General features: G+C 62.1%; 13 protein-coding genes and 1 tRNA gene. 8 read left to right on the top strand and 6 right to left on the bottom strand.

Annotated elements, in window-relative coordinates; genetic code table 11:
* The first annotated feature begins 105 nt into the window (after positions 1 to 105).
* On the top strand, positions 106 to 519 hold the full coding sequence (locus SAC06_RS04335) for a hypothetical protein (RefSeq protein ID WP_350258983.1): 414 nt from the start codon (positions 106 to 108) through the stop codon (positions 517 to 519).
* Positions 520 to 940: 421 nt separating this feature from the next.
* Here the strand turns inward: SAC06_RS04335 and SAC06_RS04330 are convergent, their stop codons facing one another.
* From SAC06_RS04330 to SAC06_RS04315, 4 genes are all read right to left on the bottom strand, one after another.
* Entirely contained in the window at positions 941 to 1,606 is a 666-nt protein-coding gene (locus tag SAC06_RS04330; RefSeq protein ID WP_350258982.1) for a hypothetical protein, read from the bottom strand.
* Positions 1,607 to 2,857: 1,251 nt separating this feature from the next.
* Positions 2,858 to 3,097, bottom strand: a complete 240-nt coding sequence (locus SAC06_RS04325) for a toxin (RefSeq protein WP_350258981.1) — start codon at positions 3,095 to 3,097, stop codon at positions 2,858 to 2,860.
* Complete coding sequence (locus SAC06_RS04320; protein WP_350258980.1) at positions 3,094 to 3,351, bottom strand: CopG family transcriptional regulator; 258 nt, start codon at positions 3,349 to 3,351, stop codon at positions 3,094 to 3,096. Before SAC06_RS04320 ends, SAC06_RS04325 begins: the two co-directional genes overlap by 4 nt.
* 264 nt (positions 3,352 to 3,615) lie before the next feature.
* Positions 3,616 to 4,023, bottom strand: a complete 408-nt coding sequence (locus SAC06_RS04315; protein WP_350258979.1) for a hypothetical protein — start codon at positions 4,021 to 4,023, stop codon at positions 3,616 to 3,618.
* Positions 4,024 to 5,104: 1,081 nt separating this feature from the next.
* On the opposite strand from SAC06_RS04315, the gene SAC06_RS04310 reads away from it, so the two are divergent.
* Positions 5,105 to 5,275 carry a hypothetical protein gene (locus SAC06_RS04310; RefSeq protein ID WP_350258978.1) on the top strand — a complete coding sequence of 57 codons (171 nt, stop codon included), beginning with the start codon at positions 5,105 to 5,107 and terminating at the stop codon, positions 5,273 to 5,275.
* Between the two features lie 226 nt (positions 5,276 to 5,501).
* Here SAC06_RS04310 and SAC06_RS04305 read toward each other — a convergent pair.
* Positions 5,502 to 5,578, bottom strand: a tRNA-Val gene (locus SAC06_RS04305).
* 86 nt (positions 5,579 to 5,664) lie between these two features.
* A complete protein-coding gene (locus SAC06_RS04300) occupies positions 5,665 to 6,066 on the bottom strand; it encodes a DUF3052 family protein (RefSeq protein WP_350258977.1) in 402 nt (133 codons plus the stop codon).
* Positions 6,067 to 6,354: 288 nt separating this feature from the next.
* Here SAC06_RS04300 and aceE point away from each other — a divergent pair, with 288 nt between their 5' ends.
* From aceE to aspA, 6 genes are all read left to right on the top strand, one after another.
* A complete protein-coding gene (aceE, locus tag SAC06_RS04295; protein ID WP_350258976.1) occupies positions 6,355 to 9,105 on the top strand; it encodes a pyruvate dehydrogenase (acetyl-transferring), homodimeric type in 2,751 nt (916 codons plus the stop codon).
* 408 nt (positions 9,106 to 9,513) lie between these two features.
* Positions 9,514 to 10,611, top strand: coding sequence for a siderophore ABC transporter substrate-binding protein (locus SAC06_RS04290; protein ID WP_350258975.1), 1,098 nt, complete (start codon positions 9,514 to 9,516; stop codon positions 10,609 to 10,611).
* Positions 10,612 to 10,617: 6 nt separating this feature from the next.
* Positions 10,618 to 11,613, top strand: a complete 996-nt coding sequence (locus SAC06_RS04285) for an ABC transporter permease (protein WP_350258974.1) — start codon at positions 10,618 to 10,620, stop codon at positions 11,611 to 11,613.
* Positions 11,606 to 12,646: an iron chelate uptake ABC transporter family permease subunit gene (locus tag SAC06_RS04280; RefSeq protein WP_350258973.1), complete on the top strand. Its 1,041-nt coding sequence runs from the start codon at positions 11,606 to 11,608 to the stop codon at positions 12,644 to 12,646. The genes SAC06_RS04285 and SAC06_RS04280 overlap by 8 nt, the downstream gene beginning before the upstream one ends.
* Positions 12,643 to 13,410, top strand: a complete 768-nt coding sequence (locus SAC06_RS04275) for an ABC transporter ATP-binding protein (RefSeq protein ID WP_350258972.1) — start codon at positions 12,643 to 12,645, stop codon at positions 13,408 to 13,410. The genes SAC06_RS04280 and SAC06_RS04275 overlap by 4 nt, the downstream gene beginning before the upstream one ends.
* Positions 13,411 to 13,544: 134 nt before the next feature.
* Entirely contained in the window at positions 13,545 to 14,972 is a 1,428-nt protein-coding gene (gene aspA / locus SAC06_RS04270) for an aspartate ammonia-lyase (protein WP_350258971.1), read from the top strand.
* Positions 14,973 to 14,987 lie beyond the last annotated feature (15 nt).

Below are 14,987 nucleotides of genomic sequence, written 5' to 3'. Positions count from 1 at the left end.
CAGTCCCGATTGGTCTAGATCTCACTCAGCCAAGTGACACCGTGCAGCGCCGGACGCTCCACCAATTTACCGCATCTTTTGTCCCTCGGAAGGATCCTCCAATACATGACCGATGCCCCCACGCTAACTGTTGGCGATTTCGGCGCACCGGCCCTCCAAAGGTCCCAGCTGGGCCTGTCCCTCCAGCTTCGCGCCGATCCTGGCGCTCTGAGTACTCCCGTCCAGCTGGGCGAGGCACTCACCTACACGCTAGAGCTGACCAATCTCGACAACCGACCCGCCGAGGACCTGACGGTAACGATTTTTCCTTCAGAGCTGTCCGAGGCGGTGCACCTGTGGCCAACATCCAGCCGGTCATTAGTTCCCGGCCAGACAGAGCAGTTCACCCTGCCCTATCGGATCGCCCACGCTGACCTGGCCCAACGGCAAGTCACCTGCCGAGCCAGTTGGGCTGCCACCGTCACCGGTCAGAGGTTCGAGGCCGAGCCGGTGGAGTTGACCCTCTCACTGGCGTCCTGAAAGGGCCCTTCCTGGCCCGGGTAGCCCAGTCTCGCCTCGTCCAAGACCAAACTGGCAGCTGGTGCGGTCGTGTCTCTTGGGTGCAGAAGCATTTTGCTCTCGTTTCAGCTGGACTTTCGGGGTCCTGGAAGAAACGTCCACGTTTGGCGGAAAGCAAGCGCCTCGCCGGTCGTATTGGGGCTGCGGATACCCTCGTAAGAGCCGCACAGGTTTCAACTTTGACTAATCGTCACGCCGCAGCCTTCCCTGCGGGCTCCCAAGGTGATTGCAGGAGCACCCCATACTTATAGTCCCGCAAAAGCCATTGCCTCACCGAGGTCGATTACCGCAATGTTGATCGATCAACATCCGAACTCGCCTCGTCTTCGGATCTCGACGACTGCCCGGCAAAGGCCCTACGCAAGTCATTGCGTTAGGCCGTCTACTCCGGTGATTGGTCACAGGGATCGAGTACAAGCTTCACTGTCGAATCTACTGCGCTCACAGCCCCAGTGAGGTCGTCAATCGCTTTACGCACATAGTGCAGTGACCCAACTGGAGCATCCACCCTCAGGCGCATTTGCGAGATATCGATCTGAAACTCGAGCACAGGCAGCGGACCGTATGGACCATCACCTTCGACACGCACTGTGCGGACCTGTGGTTCCTCACTGGATAGCAGCTCTGAGCCGGCACCAAGAGACCACAGCCATTCTCGTCCCGGAGCAAGTGAGTGAAGACCACTTGCGAGCATCTGTTGGACATTCTCGATGTAGTCCGACTGCAGCTTAGACGCTGTAAGCGGGGGATCAAATGTCACCCTCACATTGCGCGCAACTGTGGGGCCGCTGTTGCCCACCACCACATGCAGCGACGTGCCTTGCAGCGCATTCGACTGGATGTCCGCCCACACATAAGGCTGTAGTGCCTCGTGAGCAAGTTCGCGTTGCAGTTGGGTCTGCTCACGCGCGGCGGCTACTTGCTCACGTTGGATCTCCGTCTGGTCGTACGCCGCCTTTGCTTGCCTTGCGGCCGCTCTCGCTGCCCAGACGGTAAATGGCAGCGCGAAGGCCGAAATAGTAAGCGCAACGATTGAAATGACTACCATGTTTTAACCTGCCCCCGGCGAGTTGGTGCGAGTAGTTTTTGAGCCTCGTTTTCCGAGACTCTACATCAGTTCCGGTGCCTAGTTGGACCGCAATGGATGAGGGCTCCTTCTCCCTTTGAAGAGCCCAAGGTTTGTTGGTGATTCAGTAGCTATGGATTGGGAATGGGCTAACGGCCCAACACTCGATCAAGGGACGACACTACTGGGCCGAGGAGAGGGTTGGCGCGGTCTGGATGGTGCGAACGCTGCGCACGGAACTCGGCACGGTCCGGTGAATATACCGCGGGTGACTGGGCCGCTCGGACGCGGCGTCGAGTCAGTGCGCTTTTGGGTGCGTCAGGATGGTATCGATGGCGGTATGACTGCTGGGGTGAGGACTGATGTGTAGGCACGGTTGCGTGAGCTTGACTTGGAGCACCGTGACCTGAAGCGCGAATGAAATCTTGAAGCCGGCCGGATCTTCCTTCTAGGCGGAACTCGACCGCCAACACTAGGGCTATTGGGTCTCATCAACCCAAACAAGGACGATATCGTGACCGGTCGAAGGATTGGGGTCGAGCGCATCTGCAAGACATTGGAGGTGGCTCAGTCAACGTATTATGCCGCGGACGGTAAGCCAGCTTGGCCCCGGAGGTTCGGGATGCAGAAGTAGCGCCGCAGCTCCTTGGAACCCCGACCGCCGTCAGTGTCAGGCGTTGATCCGACTCATGACTGACAGAGTGGCCGGAGCAAACAAGCCGTCCGCGCAACCAACACGGGACTGGTGCGACGACATCGGCGCCGCAACTGTCGTGATGCTCCGCACCGACGACCCTGGCGAAGACCCTGCGCAAGCTGTACCCGATCAACAGGTTCATGACTGACAGACAAGGAGAAGCTAGCAGAGGCAAGGAAGCCACAAGAGAACATTCCGCATCTTCAGATGTCTCAAGTTCCCACAGAACACTTTCTGTGGAGCAAGGCGGACTCCGACCACATGAGTGGAAGCGCGTCGAGCGGCTGGAAGCCGTGTGGGAACTGGCGAAGCGGGGACTCGGCTCGTCGGGCTCTACGGGCGAATCGGGGCTCGAAGGGGCGGTAACAGAACCAAAGAGACGCAATCGAACGCCTCTGACGGCTAAGCAGATATACGCCATTCACACGGCTCGTGACAGTGGCGAGAGCGTCCTGTCGATCGCCAGAAGGTTCGCGGTTAACCGGATAACGGTGTAGGAGAAGGCTCGGACCAGATGAACCGTGCCCTGGAGGCCGCTACGGCAGGAGATCAAACATCTGCGGTCTGGCCTTCATGGCGTGGATCACGAGTTCGCTTCCGCTGTCGAAGACCAGAACCACTGTCTCCAGCAGCCGGCCACGGGTGTCGAACCCGAGCCTGAGCTGCCTGGCCGGGCTGTCATCATCGAGGTCCTCAATCCAGGTCGCCCATGTTGCAGCATGGATAGCGTCTTCGGCGCCTACGCCGTGCTTGAGTGCCGACGGGTGGACCTTCACGTCAAAGCCAGTGCCTTACGGATCACTTCGGAGCGAGACATGCCTTCACGCTCCGCTCGCGCGTCAAGAGCGCTGATCTCTTCAGCCGTGAGACGCAATGCGATGACCTGCGACGGCTCAGCGCCACGACCAGGTCGACCACGGCCCCGCTTCTTCAACGCCACCACATCGTAACCAGCCTCCGCCTCGGCCGCCCATGCGGCAATCTGCTTCTCGGTGACGGGGATGCCGTTGATCGTTTCGTGCTCGCTCATGCCATTAATGTTATACGAAAATATTGCATGTGGCGAGGATTATCCAGAGAATATCTGCCAGATCCACTCGAAGAGACTCTTCTTATCAACCTGCAACACGAAAACCGTCGCTACCGCAACAATGAGAGACATGACCGCGACCCAGAGCGCGAGACGCCCAGTGCGGAAAGCATCAGCAGAGGAACTGAGTGAGGACACGGTCGAAAGAATGTCGCGATAGTCGTTGTCCGCCTGCCGCAGCTGTTCGAACCATTCCTCATGCCGCTATTTGAGTCTGTCGTTGAAGCTGATGGGCGCTCCCGGTGATTTCTTCGCTTTGCGTGTGCGTGAGCGCTCGTCAGGAGTCAGGACATAGCTGAACTCCTGGTCGCCCTCCCCATACCCGGGGCGCTTCCAGAACGCAGCAACATCACACTGCATGCTTGCCAGGTCGAGACTCAGCGTAAGGAAGCTTTGACGTAGCTCGCGGATCGCCCGCGTTCGGAACTTGCCGTGCCGTGCGCTAGCACTGTCCCGAACCTCGGCGAAGCGCTCCTCAGTAGCCTCAGGGTGGACCGACACGGAGAGCATGAGGAACAGGTTGCTCGTGCTGTCGACAAGTCGATGAGCGATCTTCTGATTGTCAAGCTCGCCGACGTAGTCGAGACTCTCTGGGCCGACTGCCTTGAGCACTGCCGGACGACTTCCCCAGAGCGTCCATGTCGAGTCATTCGCCAGCGGGTCTTTCTCAACGCTCTGCAGAGAGTGGAGCACAAGCTTTGGCACGTCGGGGGGAGGTGAGCATGTGGAACACCGAGCGCTCGATGCCGCGAGCGCGCAAAGTATCGCGCCCTGAGACGCGCCGGTCGCGGTTCAGCGCCGGTCGCGGCAGCACGGTGGGGTCGAGCGTGTCAAAGAGCGTCAGCTCAAGCAATGGCTGCGGACGCTTCGTGTGAGCAAAAAACCAGGGAGACGCGCTGCAAGCCAGTCTCGCGCGGCATCAAGCAATGAGCGACGTGCATGATGCACCTCGTGGATCGTTGCCCAGCGCCGGCCAAGACTGCGAGGTCTCGAACGTTCCCAGAGCAGCAATGGCTCATGCTGCTTGTGCCATTCGACGTCAAGCACCTGCGCCGCTTCATCTCGGATATGGACCTTGGTGACGACCGCAGTGAGACCTTTCCCAACCTGCTCTACCAACTCCATGGCGCTGGAGACAGCGCCTGGGCACACGACCTTGCAGCAGCCGAGCTCATGTATTACGTCCACGGTAGATTCGCCGCTCTCGCTCGTCGGCATGAACTCGATCTATGGGAGGCGGTCTCGGCCGCTTTCGATGTGATGCGGGCAAAATCGACGCGGGACACGCGGGACCCGTGGGGTGTGATCACGCATGCCGTGCGAATCCCTTGCATCTACGAAGAACGCGCCCAAGGACTCCTCTGCAACGTCCACCAAGCACGACGCCCGCACTTCTCCTCGTTCCACAACCCCGACGGGTTCAGCACGCGGGCACTCCAGATCGTGGATGACCACCCGGTACTAGCGGCAATTTATCAGCGATACAACCGCGCCGAGGAAACCGAGGACACAACGACGACGGTTCTTGTCGCCTTCGCACGAGCCGCTGATCGATCTGACGACCTGGCAGCGGGTGCAGTCGAGCCTCGACACCGCGAAGCAAGCCCGAGCACGCAAGCGTGTCCACGACCACTACCTCAAAGGATCTCTGATTTGCGGGGCGTGCAGCTCCCGGTTACGACGCGAGCTCCCCATGAACAAGCAGGGCACCCAGTACGCCTACTACTCCTACAGAGGCAGACGCACCCGCAAAACCAAGTGCACGCGCCGTGCAATCCCCGTTGCCGTCGTCGAGCAACTCGTCGCTAACTGCTACGCCCACATCTCGGTCAACAAGGCCTGGCACGTCGGCCTCGCCAAGTAGGTCGAGGCGGCATTCGACGAGCGCTTCGCCTCCCGATCCGACGAACTCGCCGAGCCCGCCACCAACCGGCGCAGGTTGGAAGACGCGTCCGACAAGATCTTCGCCGCCCACCTCGCCGACGGCATCGACATCAATGAAGACGAGGAAGCGCCCCTCGGCCACGCGGAGCCATACGTCGTCACGACGGGCCAGAACACCCATGTCAGAGGTTTGACTACGTCCGAAATGGTGGGCCCAGAGGGACTCGAACCCCCGACATCCACGGTGTAAACGTGGCGCTCTAGCCAACTGAGCTATAGGCCCTACATTTGCCAACGGGCGCCAACTGGCGGCTGACAACTGTCACATGATAGCGATACTCAGGTCACCAACGCAAACGTTGGCAGCGGTTATTTTCCGCGCCCCCGGGCAACCAGCCGGATCCCCGCCCACCCGTCGGCCACCTTGGTGGCGGAGGTGCACTGGAGACCGCAACTGCGAGCTGAATCCTCAATGTCGGCCACGGGAACCGAACCGGCGGTACCGGCTTTGGGGCTCAGCACCCAGATGACTCCCCCTCCGTCGTCGAGGTTGGAAAGCGCGTCGACCAGGACGTCATCCAGGTCCTCTTCTTCGGCGTCCTCTGCCCTCCACCAGATGATGACGCCGTCAACCACGTCGCCGTAGTCAAGATCAACAAGCTCGTGACCAGTGTCCGCGATGATTGAATCTCGAAGCGCGTCGTCCACATCGTCGTCGACGTAAAACTCTTGCACAATCTGTCCCGGAGCAAAACCGAGGCTAACAGCCACCTGGCCAACCACCTTTCTCACCAGCCCGCAGGCTTGAATCTGTCGGATCCGAAAATGATCCTTGGCAAGATCGTATGCTACCAAGCCGCGCAAGTCACAAAATGATCACCTTCAGGTGGTGGGCGCGCGCCGAAGGTGAAAAAGGCTACCTGACTGAGGGCAAAATCATGGGTCCAAGGTCCGCTTGGGGTTAGCATTGTCGGTCCATTCGGGGGACAATAGGACCATCTGGCCGCGTTGCTCCCGTGGCAGCGGCGTGCATTATCTCCGACGAGGAAGTGATTTCTTGTGACACCAAGCAAAGATCAACGACCAGTAGTGAACGGAATCCTGAGTCAGGTCCCGGACAACGACCCGCAGGAAACGCAGGACTGGTTGGAGTCTCTTGATGCGCTAATTGATGAGAAGGGTGGCCCTCGGGCCCGCTACGTGCTCCTGCACATGCTGGATGAGGCTCGTCGGCGTGACGTGCAGATCCCGCAGGAGATGACCACCCCCTACATCAATACGATTCCGGTGGAGCAGGAACCTTTCTTCCCCGGGGACGAGGCGATTGAGCGCAAGTACCGCCGCTGGATTCGCTGGAACGCGGCCGTGATGGTTACCCGCGCCCAGCGCAAGGGCGTCAAGGTTGGCGGGCACATTTCCTCCTACGCTTCCGTGGCCACCCTGTACGAAGTCGGCTTGAACCACTTCTTCCGCGGGAAGGACCACCCGGGCGGCGGGGACCACATCTTCTTCCAGGGGCATGCCTCCCCCGGACCGTACGCCCGCGCTTTCCTGGAGGGCCGCCTGTCCGAGGAAGAGATGGACGGCTTCCGCCAGCAGGTCTCGGTCGAGGGCGGCTTGCCCTCCTACCCGCACCCGCGTCACATGCCGAACTTCTGGGAGTACCCGACCGTCTCGCTGGGCTTGGGCCCGGCCGAGGCGATTTACCAGGCTTGGTTTGACCGGTACCTGCACCTGCGTGGGATCAAGGACACCAGCCAGCAGCACACTTGGGCTTTCCTCGGCGACGGTGAGATGGACGAGCCGGAGTCGCGCGGCATGGTTCAGCTGGCAGCCCAGCAGGGGCTGGACAACCTGACCTTTGTCGTGAACTGTAACCTCCAGCGCCTGGACGGCCCGGTGCGAGGCAACGGCAAGATCATGCAGGAGCTGGAGTCCTTCTTCAAGGGTTCGGGTTGGAACGTCATCAAGGTCGTCTGGGGCCGCGGTTGGGATCAGCTGTTGGCCGCCGACAAGGAGCACGCCCTGGTCAACGTCATGAACGAGACTCTGGACGGCGACTACCAGACCTTCAAGGCGAACGACGGCGCCTACGTCCGGGAGCACTTCTTTGGTCGAGACCCGCGCACCAAGGCGATGGTCGAGAACTGGACTGACGACCAGATTTGGGCCCTAACCCGCGGTGGTCACGACTACCGGAAGGTGTTCGCCGCCTACAAGGCCGCGATGGAGCACACCGGGCAGCCGACCGTGATCCTGGCTCACACGATCAAGGGCTACGCGCTCGGCTCGAACTTCGCCGGTCGTAACTCCACCCACCAGATGAAGAAGCTGACGCTGGAGGACTCCAAGCAACTGCGCGATCGCCTGCAGATTCCGATCACCGACGAGCAGTTGGAAGCGGATCCCGAGTGCCCGCCCTACTACCTGCCACCCGAGGACGACCCGGCTCTGCTCTACATGAAGGAGCGGCGCGAACGTCTGGGCGGCTACCTGCCTGAACGTCGGGCTAACACTCCGTTCCTGCCCGAGTTGCCGGGCCGTCCCTTCGACGCGCTCCTCAAGGGCTCGGGCGGTCAGCAGGTCGCCTCGACCATGGCCTTTGTCCGCGTTTTGAAGGACCTGATGCGGGACAAGAACGCCGGCAAGTACTTCGTGCCGATCATTCCCGACGAGGCCCGGACCTTCGGATTGGATGCCATCTTCCCCACCGCGAAGATCTTCAACACGCACGGCCAGAACTACACCGCGGTTGACGCGGACATGATGCTGTCCTACAAGGAGAGCATCGAGGGGCAGATTCTGCACACCGGCATCACCGAGGCCGGCTCGGCCGCCGCCATGCAGGTGGTTGGGACCGCCTACGCGACCCACAACCTGCCGATGGTGCCGATCTACATCTTCTACTCGATGTTCGGCTTCCAGCGGACCGGTGACCAGTTCTGGGCCGCGGCTGACCAGCTGTCCCGCGGCTTCGTGGTTGGAGCCACGGCCGGTCGCACCACCCTGACGGGTGAGGGTCTGCAGCACCTGGATGGTCACAGCCACATTCTGGCCGCCACCAACCACGGGTTTGTCACCTACGACCCGGCCTACGCCTACGAGATCAGCCACATCTTCCGCGATGGTCTCCACCGGATGTACGGCGAGGGCGACTCACGCGATCCGAACGTGCTCTACTACCTGACCGTTTACAACGAGCCAATCCACCAGCCGGCTCAGCCCGAAAACCTGGACCTTGAGGGTCTGATTAAGGGAATCTACCGGCTCGATGACCATGCCGGTTTCGGTGGCCCCAAGGTCCAGCTACTGGCCTCCGGGGTGGGTGTGCCTTGGATTCGTGAAGCCCGCCGAATGCTGGCCGAGGACTGGGGAGTGGACGCCGCCACCTGGTCGGTCACCTCGTGGAACGAGCTGCGCCTGGACGGAATGGAAGCGGATCGGCACAACTTCCTGCATCCGGAAGAGGAGCCGCGCGTTCCGTTCGTTGCCAAGCAACTGGCCGGGGCCGAAGGTCCGTTCGTGGCTACTTCGGACTGGGACAACCTGGTGCAGGACCAGATTCGTCCGTGGGTTCCGGGCGAGTACCTGACCCTGGGCGCGGACGGCTTCGGCGTGTCCGACACCCGTCGGGCTGCCCGCCGGTTCTTCCATATCGATGCCGAGTCGGTTGTGGTCCGGGCCCTGCAGGGCTTGGCCGGCCAGGGAAAGATTGATCCGGCAGTGGTCAAGCAGGCAATCGACCGCTACCAGCTGTTCAACTACTCCATCGATGCTGCGCCTCACGCGCCGCAGAACACGGTCCGCTAGTTAGCTAGCCCGAGATAGAGGCGGGGTCCATTCGGGTCCCGCCTCTTTTGGTCTCACCTCAACTGGGCGCACTTATTTGGCCACTCGGCAGTTGTGAGATCCCGACCACAATTCCAGGCCCCGCACACCCATCCAGAACTCACCCCACAGGCTTTCCCATCACCGCTGAGGCAGACCCGCTTTTGGGCCAAACGACAACGATTCTGACCTCATTATCGTTACTTAGGGTAGCCTTATTTATCAAACGCACAGCCAGATTTCAAGTCTTGCATTTTCAACACGCCACCTTTGTCTAATTGGTCTTAAGTTAGGTTATGCTAACCTCAGATCGGTCGAGCACCGGTCGGCCTGCTCGGAGATCAAGCCCCGGCCAGGCACCACCTCGTTCCCTGAGATACAGGAGATAAAGTGAACGTGCGGATGCATCGTCAAGCAGCCGGAACCACTGCCGCCCCCACCGGGCGTCAGCAAAACTGGCTCCACCGTTCCTCTGTAACCCGCCCGACCCTGGCCGCCCTCGGCCTGCTGACTGCCGGCGCCCTGCTCGCCGGATGCAGCGCGGGCGGCCCCCCGTCCGGGCAGTCCGGCTCGGAAGGCACCCAGTCAGAATCGGCAGCCCCGGCCGAACAAGCTTCGGGTACCGTCACGATTGAAGACAACCACGGACAAATCGAAGTGCCCGTAAACCCGGAGCGCGTCGTCGCTCTGGACAACACCACCTTCCAGACCCTCAGCGACTGGGGGGTGGAGCTGGCGGCCGCCCCCAAGGGAGTGATGGGCCAGCTCTGGCCCGAGTACACGCAAAACGAAGCGGTGCTGGACGTGGGCAACCACGGCGAGCCCAACCTCGAAGCCGTCATCGAGGCGGATCCGGAGCTGATCATCGGCGGCTACCGCTTCGCCAAATACTACGACGATCTGAAGAAGATCCAACCGGTCACCATCGAGATCAACGCCCGCGAAGGCGAAGACCACGTGGCCGAAATGAAGCGGCAAGCCCAGATTCTCGGCCAAATCTTTGACCGTGAGCAGGAGGCACAGGAGCTGGCCACCCAGCTGGACCAGTCTATTTCCGAGGCGAAGTCGGCCTACAACGGAGAGGACACCGTGGTTGGGCTGATCACCTCCGGCGGCAAGATCGCCTACGCTGCCCCCGGTGAGGGCCGCGGGGTGGGGCTGCTGTTCCCGACCCTGGGGCTCAAGCCCGGGATCGAGCAGGCAGCCGAAGACACCTCGCACGGCGACGAGATCAGTGTGGAAGCCATCGCCCAGGCCAACCCGGAATGGCTGGTGGTGCTGGACCGCGACGGCGCCCTGGAAGTCGACGACTACGTGCCGGCGAAAGAGCTGATCGAGCAGTCCGAAGCGCTGAAGGAAGTTCCCGCCGTCAAGAAGGGTCAGATCATCTACCTGGATCCCAACTTCTACTTGGACGAGGGAATCCAGGCTTACACGAAGCTGTTCAACCAGGTGGCTGAGCAGTTCGCGGCGGCTCAGAAAGGCTAGCCAGCCGTGACCACCATTGCCCGCCCACAGGTTCGGCTGGCCCCGCCCCGCCCCGCCCGGTTACGTCACTGGCCTCTGCTGGTGGCTACCCTGGCGGTGGCGGGGCTGGTGGTGGCTTCGCTCTTTGTGGGAGTTTACGACCTGAGCCAGGGCGCTCTCGGTCAGGAAATGTTCTGGATCACCCGGGTGCCGCGCACGGCCGCACTCATCCTCGCCGGTTCGGCGATGGCGGTCTCGGGCCTACTGATGCAGATGATCACCCAGAACCGGTTTGCAGAGCCCACCACCACCGGCACCGCCGAGTGGGCCGGCCTCGGTCTGCTGGTCGTCACCATTGTCGCCCCGGCCGCCAGTCTCCCGGTCAAAATGCTGGTCGCCTCAATCGCGGCTCTGGTTGGAACCACCGTGTTCCTGCTGATCCTCCGCCGCGTTCAGCTCCGGACCTCACTGGTGGTCCCCCTGATCGGGATCATGCTGGGCGCGGTGGTTTCCGCATTCACCACCTACTTGGCGGTCACCACCAACCTGCTGCAAATGCTGGGCACCTGGTTCCAGGGCAGCTTCACCGGCGTGGTGCGCGGCCGCTACGAGGTGCTCTGGCTGGTGGCGCTGGTAGTCGTGGTCATCTACGTGGCCGCCGACCGCTTCACCATTGCGGGCTTGGGTCAGGACCTGGCCACCTCGGTGGGGCTGAACTACCAGCGCACCGTATTTCTGGGAGCCTCCCTGGTAGCGGTGGCAACCGGGGTCACCACGGTCGTGGTTGGCTTCCTGCCATTCCTGGGCCTAATTGTCCCGAATGTCGTGTCGCTGCTGCGCGGGGACAACCTCCGGTCCAACCTGCCGTGGGTCTGTCTGGGCGGCGTCGGCCTGGTCACGGCGGCTGATCTGCTGGGTCGAACCGTCCGGATGCCCTTTGAGATTCCGGTAGCGGTCATCCTGGGAATCGTCGGCTCCATCGTCTTCATCGGGCTCCTCCTGCGGCAGGTGCCCCGTGACTGAACTGGCCGTGGCCCCAAAATTGGCCCCCTCCCCTGAGCGAGCGTTCGCCTCGCCCCCTCGTTTCCGGCTCGGCCGACAGTCCCTCCTACTGACCGGCTTTGGCCTCCTCGCCCTCGTCGCGGCGGCCGGGGTGCTCGGGTGGGATCTGCCCGGCGCTCCCGGTTCCGCCGGGCGCGACCTAGCCGTCCAGCTGCGCCTGGTTTCGGTGGCCACCATCGTGGTAGTGGCCACCTGCCAGGGGGTGGGCACGGTCCTGTTCCACACCATCACCGGGAACCGGATCCTCACCCCGTCGATCATGGGATTCGAAGCCATCTACGTGGTGATGCAAACCGCGCTGGTCTTCTTTTTTGGCGGAGCCATGCTGGCCAACACGGACGGGCTGGCGAAGATTGCCATCCAGAGCCTGCTGATGATTGGCGTCACCACCGCCCTGTTCACCTGGCTGTTCACCTACCGGCGGGCCAGCCTGCACGTGACCCTCCTGATCGGGGTGGTGCTCGGGATCGGCCTCGGCTCACTTTCCACCTTCATGCAGCGACTGCTGACCCCATCTGATTTTGACCTGCTGCGGGCGCGCCTGTTTGGCAACCTTTCCAACTCGAACCCGGCCTATCTGCCCTACGCGGCGGGACTGGCCGCCCTGCTGGTGGCTCTGGTTTGGACCCGGCGTCACCATCTGGATGTCCTCGCCCTGGGGCCGGCCGTCGCCACCTCGCTCGGCCTGAACTACCGCCGGGAGGTGACCGGCGTCCTGATCATCGTCTCGGCGCTGATGTCCATTTCGACCGCCCTGGTGGGCCCACTGGCGTTCCTGGGTTTCATCGTGGCCACCCTGACCTACCAGCTGTCCGGTTCCGGTCAGCACCGGGTGACGCTGCCACTGGTCGTGGTCTTGGGGACCGCTGTCCTGCTCAGCGGCTACTTCATTCTGCGCCACGTGTTCTACGCTGCCGGCCTGCTGTCGGTCATCATCGAGTTCATCGGGGGCCTCACCTTCCTGGTGTTCCTATTGCGAAAAGGTGTGCTGTGATTCAGGTTCGAGGGATCAGCAAGACATACGGCAAAACCACGGTGCTCGGCCCGCTGGATCTGGATATCCCGAGCGGCGGCATCACCGCCCTGGTCGGGCCGAACGGAGCCGGCAAGTCAACCCTGCTAACCATTATCGGACGCCTGCTGGAACCCACCACCGGCACGGTGACGATCAACGGTATGGATACGCGCCAGACCAAGTCGGATCGTCTGGCCCGCACAGTTTCGGTCCTCCGGCAAGAAAACCATTTTGTCGCCCGACTCCAGGTGCGCCAGTTGGTCGAGCTGGGACGGTTCCCCCATTCCAAGGGCCGACTGACGCCAGCCGACCGGGAGGCGGTCGCCTCGGCCATGGACTTCCTCCAGCTGAACGACCTGGCTGAGCGCTACCTGGATGAGCTCTCCGGCGGCCAGCGCCAACGGGCCTACGTGGCGATGGTCCTGGCCCAGGACACGGAGTACGTCCTGCTGGACGAGCCGCTGAACAACCTCGACATCGGACACGGCGTGGCCATGATGAGCCAGTTGCGCCAGGCCGCAGACGAGATGGGAAAAACTTTCGTGGTCGTCATCCACGACATCAACTATGCCTCCGCCTACGCGGACCGGGTGATTGGGCTGGTCGACGGGGAGCTGTGCTTTGCCGGCCCACCCCGGGAGGTCATTTCCGAGGCGGTGCTGGAACCCACTTTTGGAGCCAAGTTCCACGTGCGCAGAGATGGGGACTATCCCCTCGCTGACTACTATCGGGCGCGAGACTAACCTCGCGTCGGGAGGAATCGGGGTATTGCCTCACCTGGGCTCGCCTCGCCCCGATTCCTCCCCCACTTATCGCGGTGTAGCATTTAGGGGAATCCACCGCAATGAGGCCGCTCAACCTGCTGATCGGAAGCGCAATGACGACAAATTCCCCGACTCGCACCGAAACCGACCTGCTGGGACCGTACCAGGTACCCGCCGATGCCTATTTTGGCGTTCACACCCAGCGCGCCATCGACAACTTCCCCATTTCCGGGGTGCGCGTGTCGGACGTGCCCCAGTTAATTCGGGGAATGGTGGAAGTCAAGAAAGCCGAGGCGCTGGCCAACCGCGACGCGCGGGTCCTGCCGGCCAAAACCGCGGAGGCCATCGTCACCGCCTGCGACCTGATCCTGACGGAAGGTCGGTGCCTGGACCAGTTTCCCGTCGACCTGTTCCAAGGTGGGGCCGGCACCTCCGTCAACATGAACACGAACGAGGTGGTGGCCAACCTGGCCCTGGAGGTGCTCGGATACGGCCGGGGGCGCTACGACATCATCCACCCGAACGACGACGTCAACAAGTCCCAATCGACCAACGACGCCTATCCGGCCGGCCTGCGGGTAGCCGTTCACCGCACGGCGGAGGTGCTGATTGCCGAGTTGGGGCGGCTGGCCGACTCTTTTGACCGGCTCGCCCAGCGCTACCAGAACACGATCAAAATGGGCCGCACCCAGCTGCAGGACGCCGTCCCCATGACCTCGGGCCAGGAGTTCGGGGCCTTTGCCGAGATGCTGCGCGAAGAGATGCTGCACCTGCACGCGATGGCCCTGCTCCTGCTGGAGGTGAACCTGGGAGCCACGGCCATTGGCACCGGGGTAAACACGCCGCCGGGACACCAGGAACGGGTGGTAGCCCGCCTCGCCGAGGTGACCGGACTGCCGATCGTGGCGGGGAAAAACCTGATTGAGGCCACTTCGGACACCGGCGCCTACCTGGCCATGCACGGGGCGATGCGGCGCGCGGCCACCAAGATTTCCAAGATCAGTTCCGACCTGCGACTGCTGTCGTCCGGTCCCCGGGCGGGCCTGAATGAGCTCAACCTGCCCCAGATGCAGGCCGGGTCCTCAATCATGCCGGCCAAGGTCAACCCCGTGATTCCCGAGGTGGTGAACCAGATTTGCTTCAAGGTGATCGGGAACGACACCACGGTGATGATGGCTTCGGAGGCGGGGCAACTGCAGTTGAACGTGATGGAGCCGGTCATTGCTCAGTGCCTGTTCGAGTCCGGGCGGCTCCTGAGCCAGGGAGCAAAGGTTTTGCGTGAACGGTGCGTGGAGGGCATTACTGTCAATGAGGACGTCTGTCGCCAGTACGTGGAGAACTCGATCGGGATTGTCACCTATCTGAACGACGTGATTGGGCATGCGGCCGGGGACGAGGTGGGGCGCGAGTGCTCAGCCACCGGCAAGACAGTGCGCGAGGTGGTGGTGGAGAAGGGCCTCCTCACCAGCGCGCAGGTGGACGAACTTCTCTCCACTGAGCGGCTGCTGCATCCAATCTACGAAGGAGAGTATTACGATTAGGTTCGAGCCGGGGCG

It is taken from the genome of Scrofimicrobium sp. R131, assembly GCF_040256745.1.
GTDB lineage: Bacteria > Actinomycetota > Actinomycetes > Actinomycetales > Actinomycetaceae > Scrofimicrobium > Scrofimicrobium appendicitidis.
The sequence above is the reverse complement of the archived record's forward strand: the minus strand, read 5'-3'. Positions and strand labels throughout refer to the sequence as shown.

Excerpts from the sequence above, each read along its gene's own strand:
- SAC06_RS04330 (WP_350258982.1), bottom strand. The coding sequence starts at position 1,606 with ATGGTAGTCATTTCAATCGTTGCGCTTACTATTTCGGCCTTCGCGCTG.
- aspA (WP_350258971.1), top strand. The coding sequence starts at position 13,545 with ATGACGACAAATTCCCCGACTCGCACCGAAACCGACCTGCTGGGACCG.
- SAC06_RS04320 (WP_350258980.1), bottom strand. The coding sequence starts at position 3,351 with ATGAGCGAGCACGAAACGATCAACGGCATCCCCGTCACCGAGAAGCAG.
- SAC06_RS04310 (WP_350258978.1), top strand. The coding sequence starts at position 5,105 with ATGAACAAGCAGGGCACCCAGTACGCCTACTACTCCTACAGAGGCAGA.
- SAC06_RS04335 (WP_350258983.1), top strand. The coding sequence starts at position 106 with ATGACCGATGCCCCCACGCTAACTGTTGGCGATTTCGGCGCACCGGCC.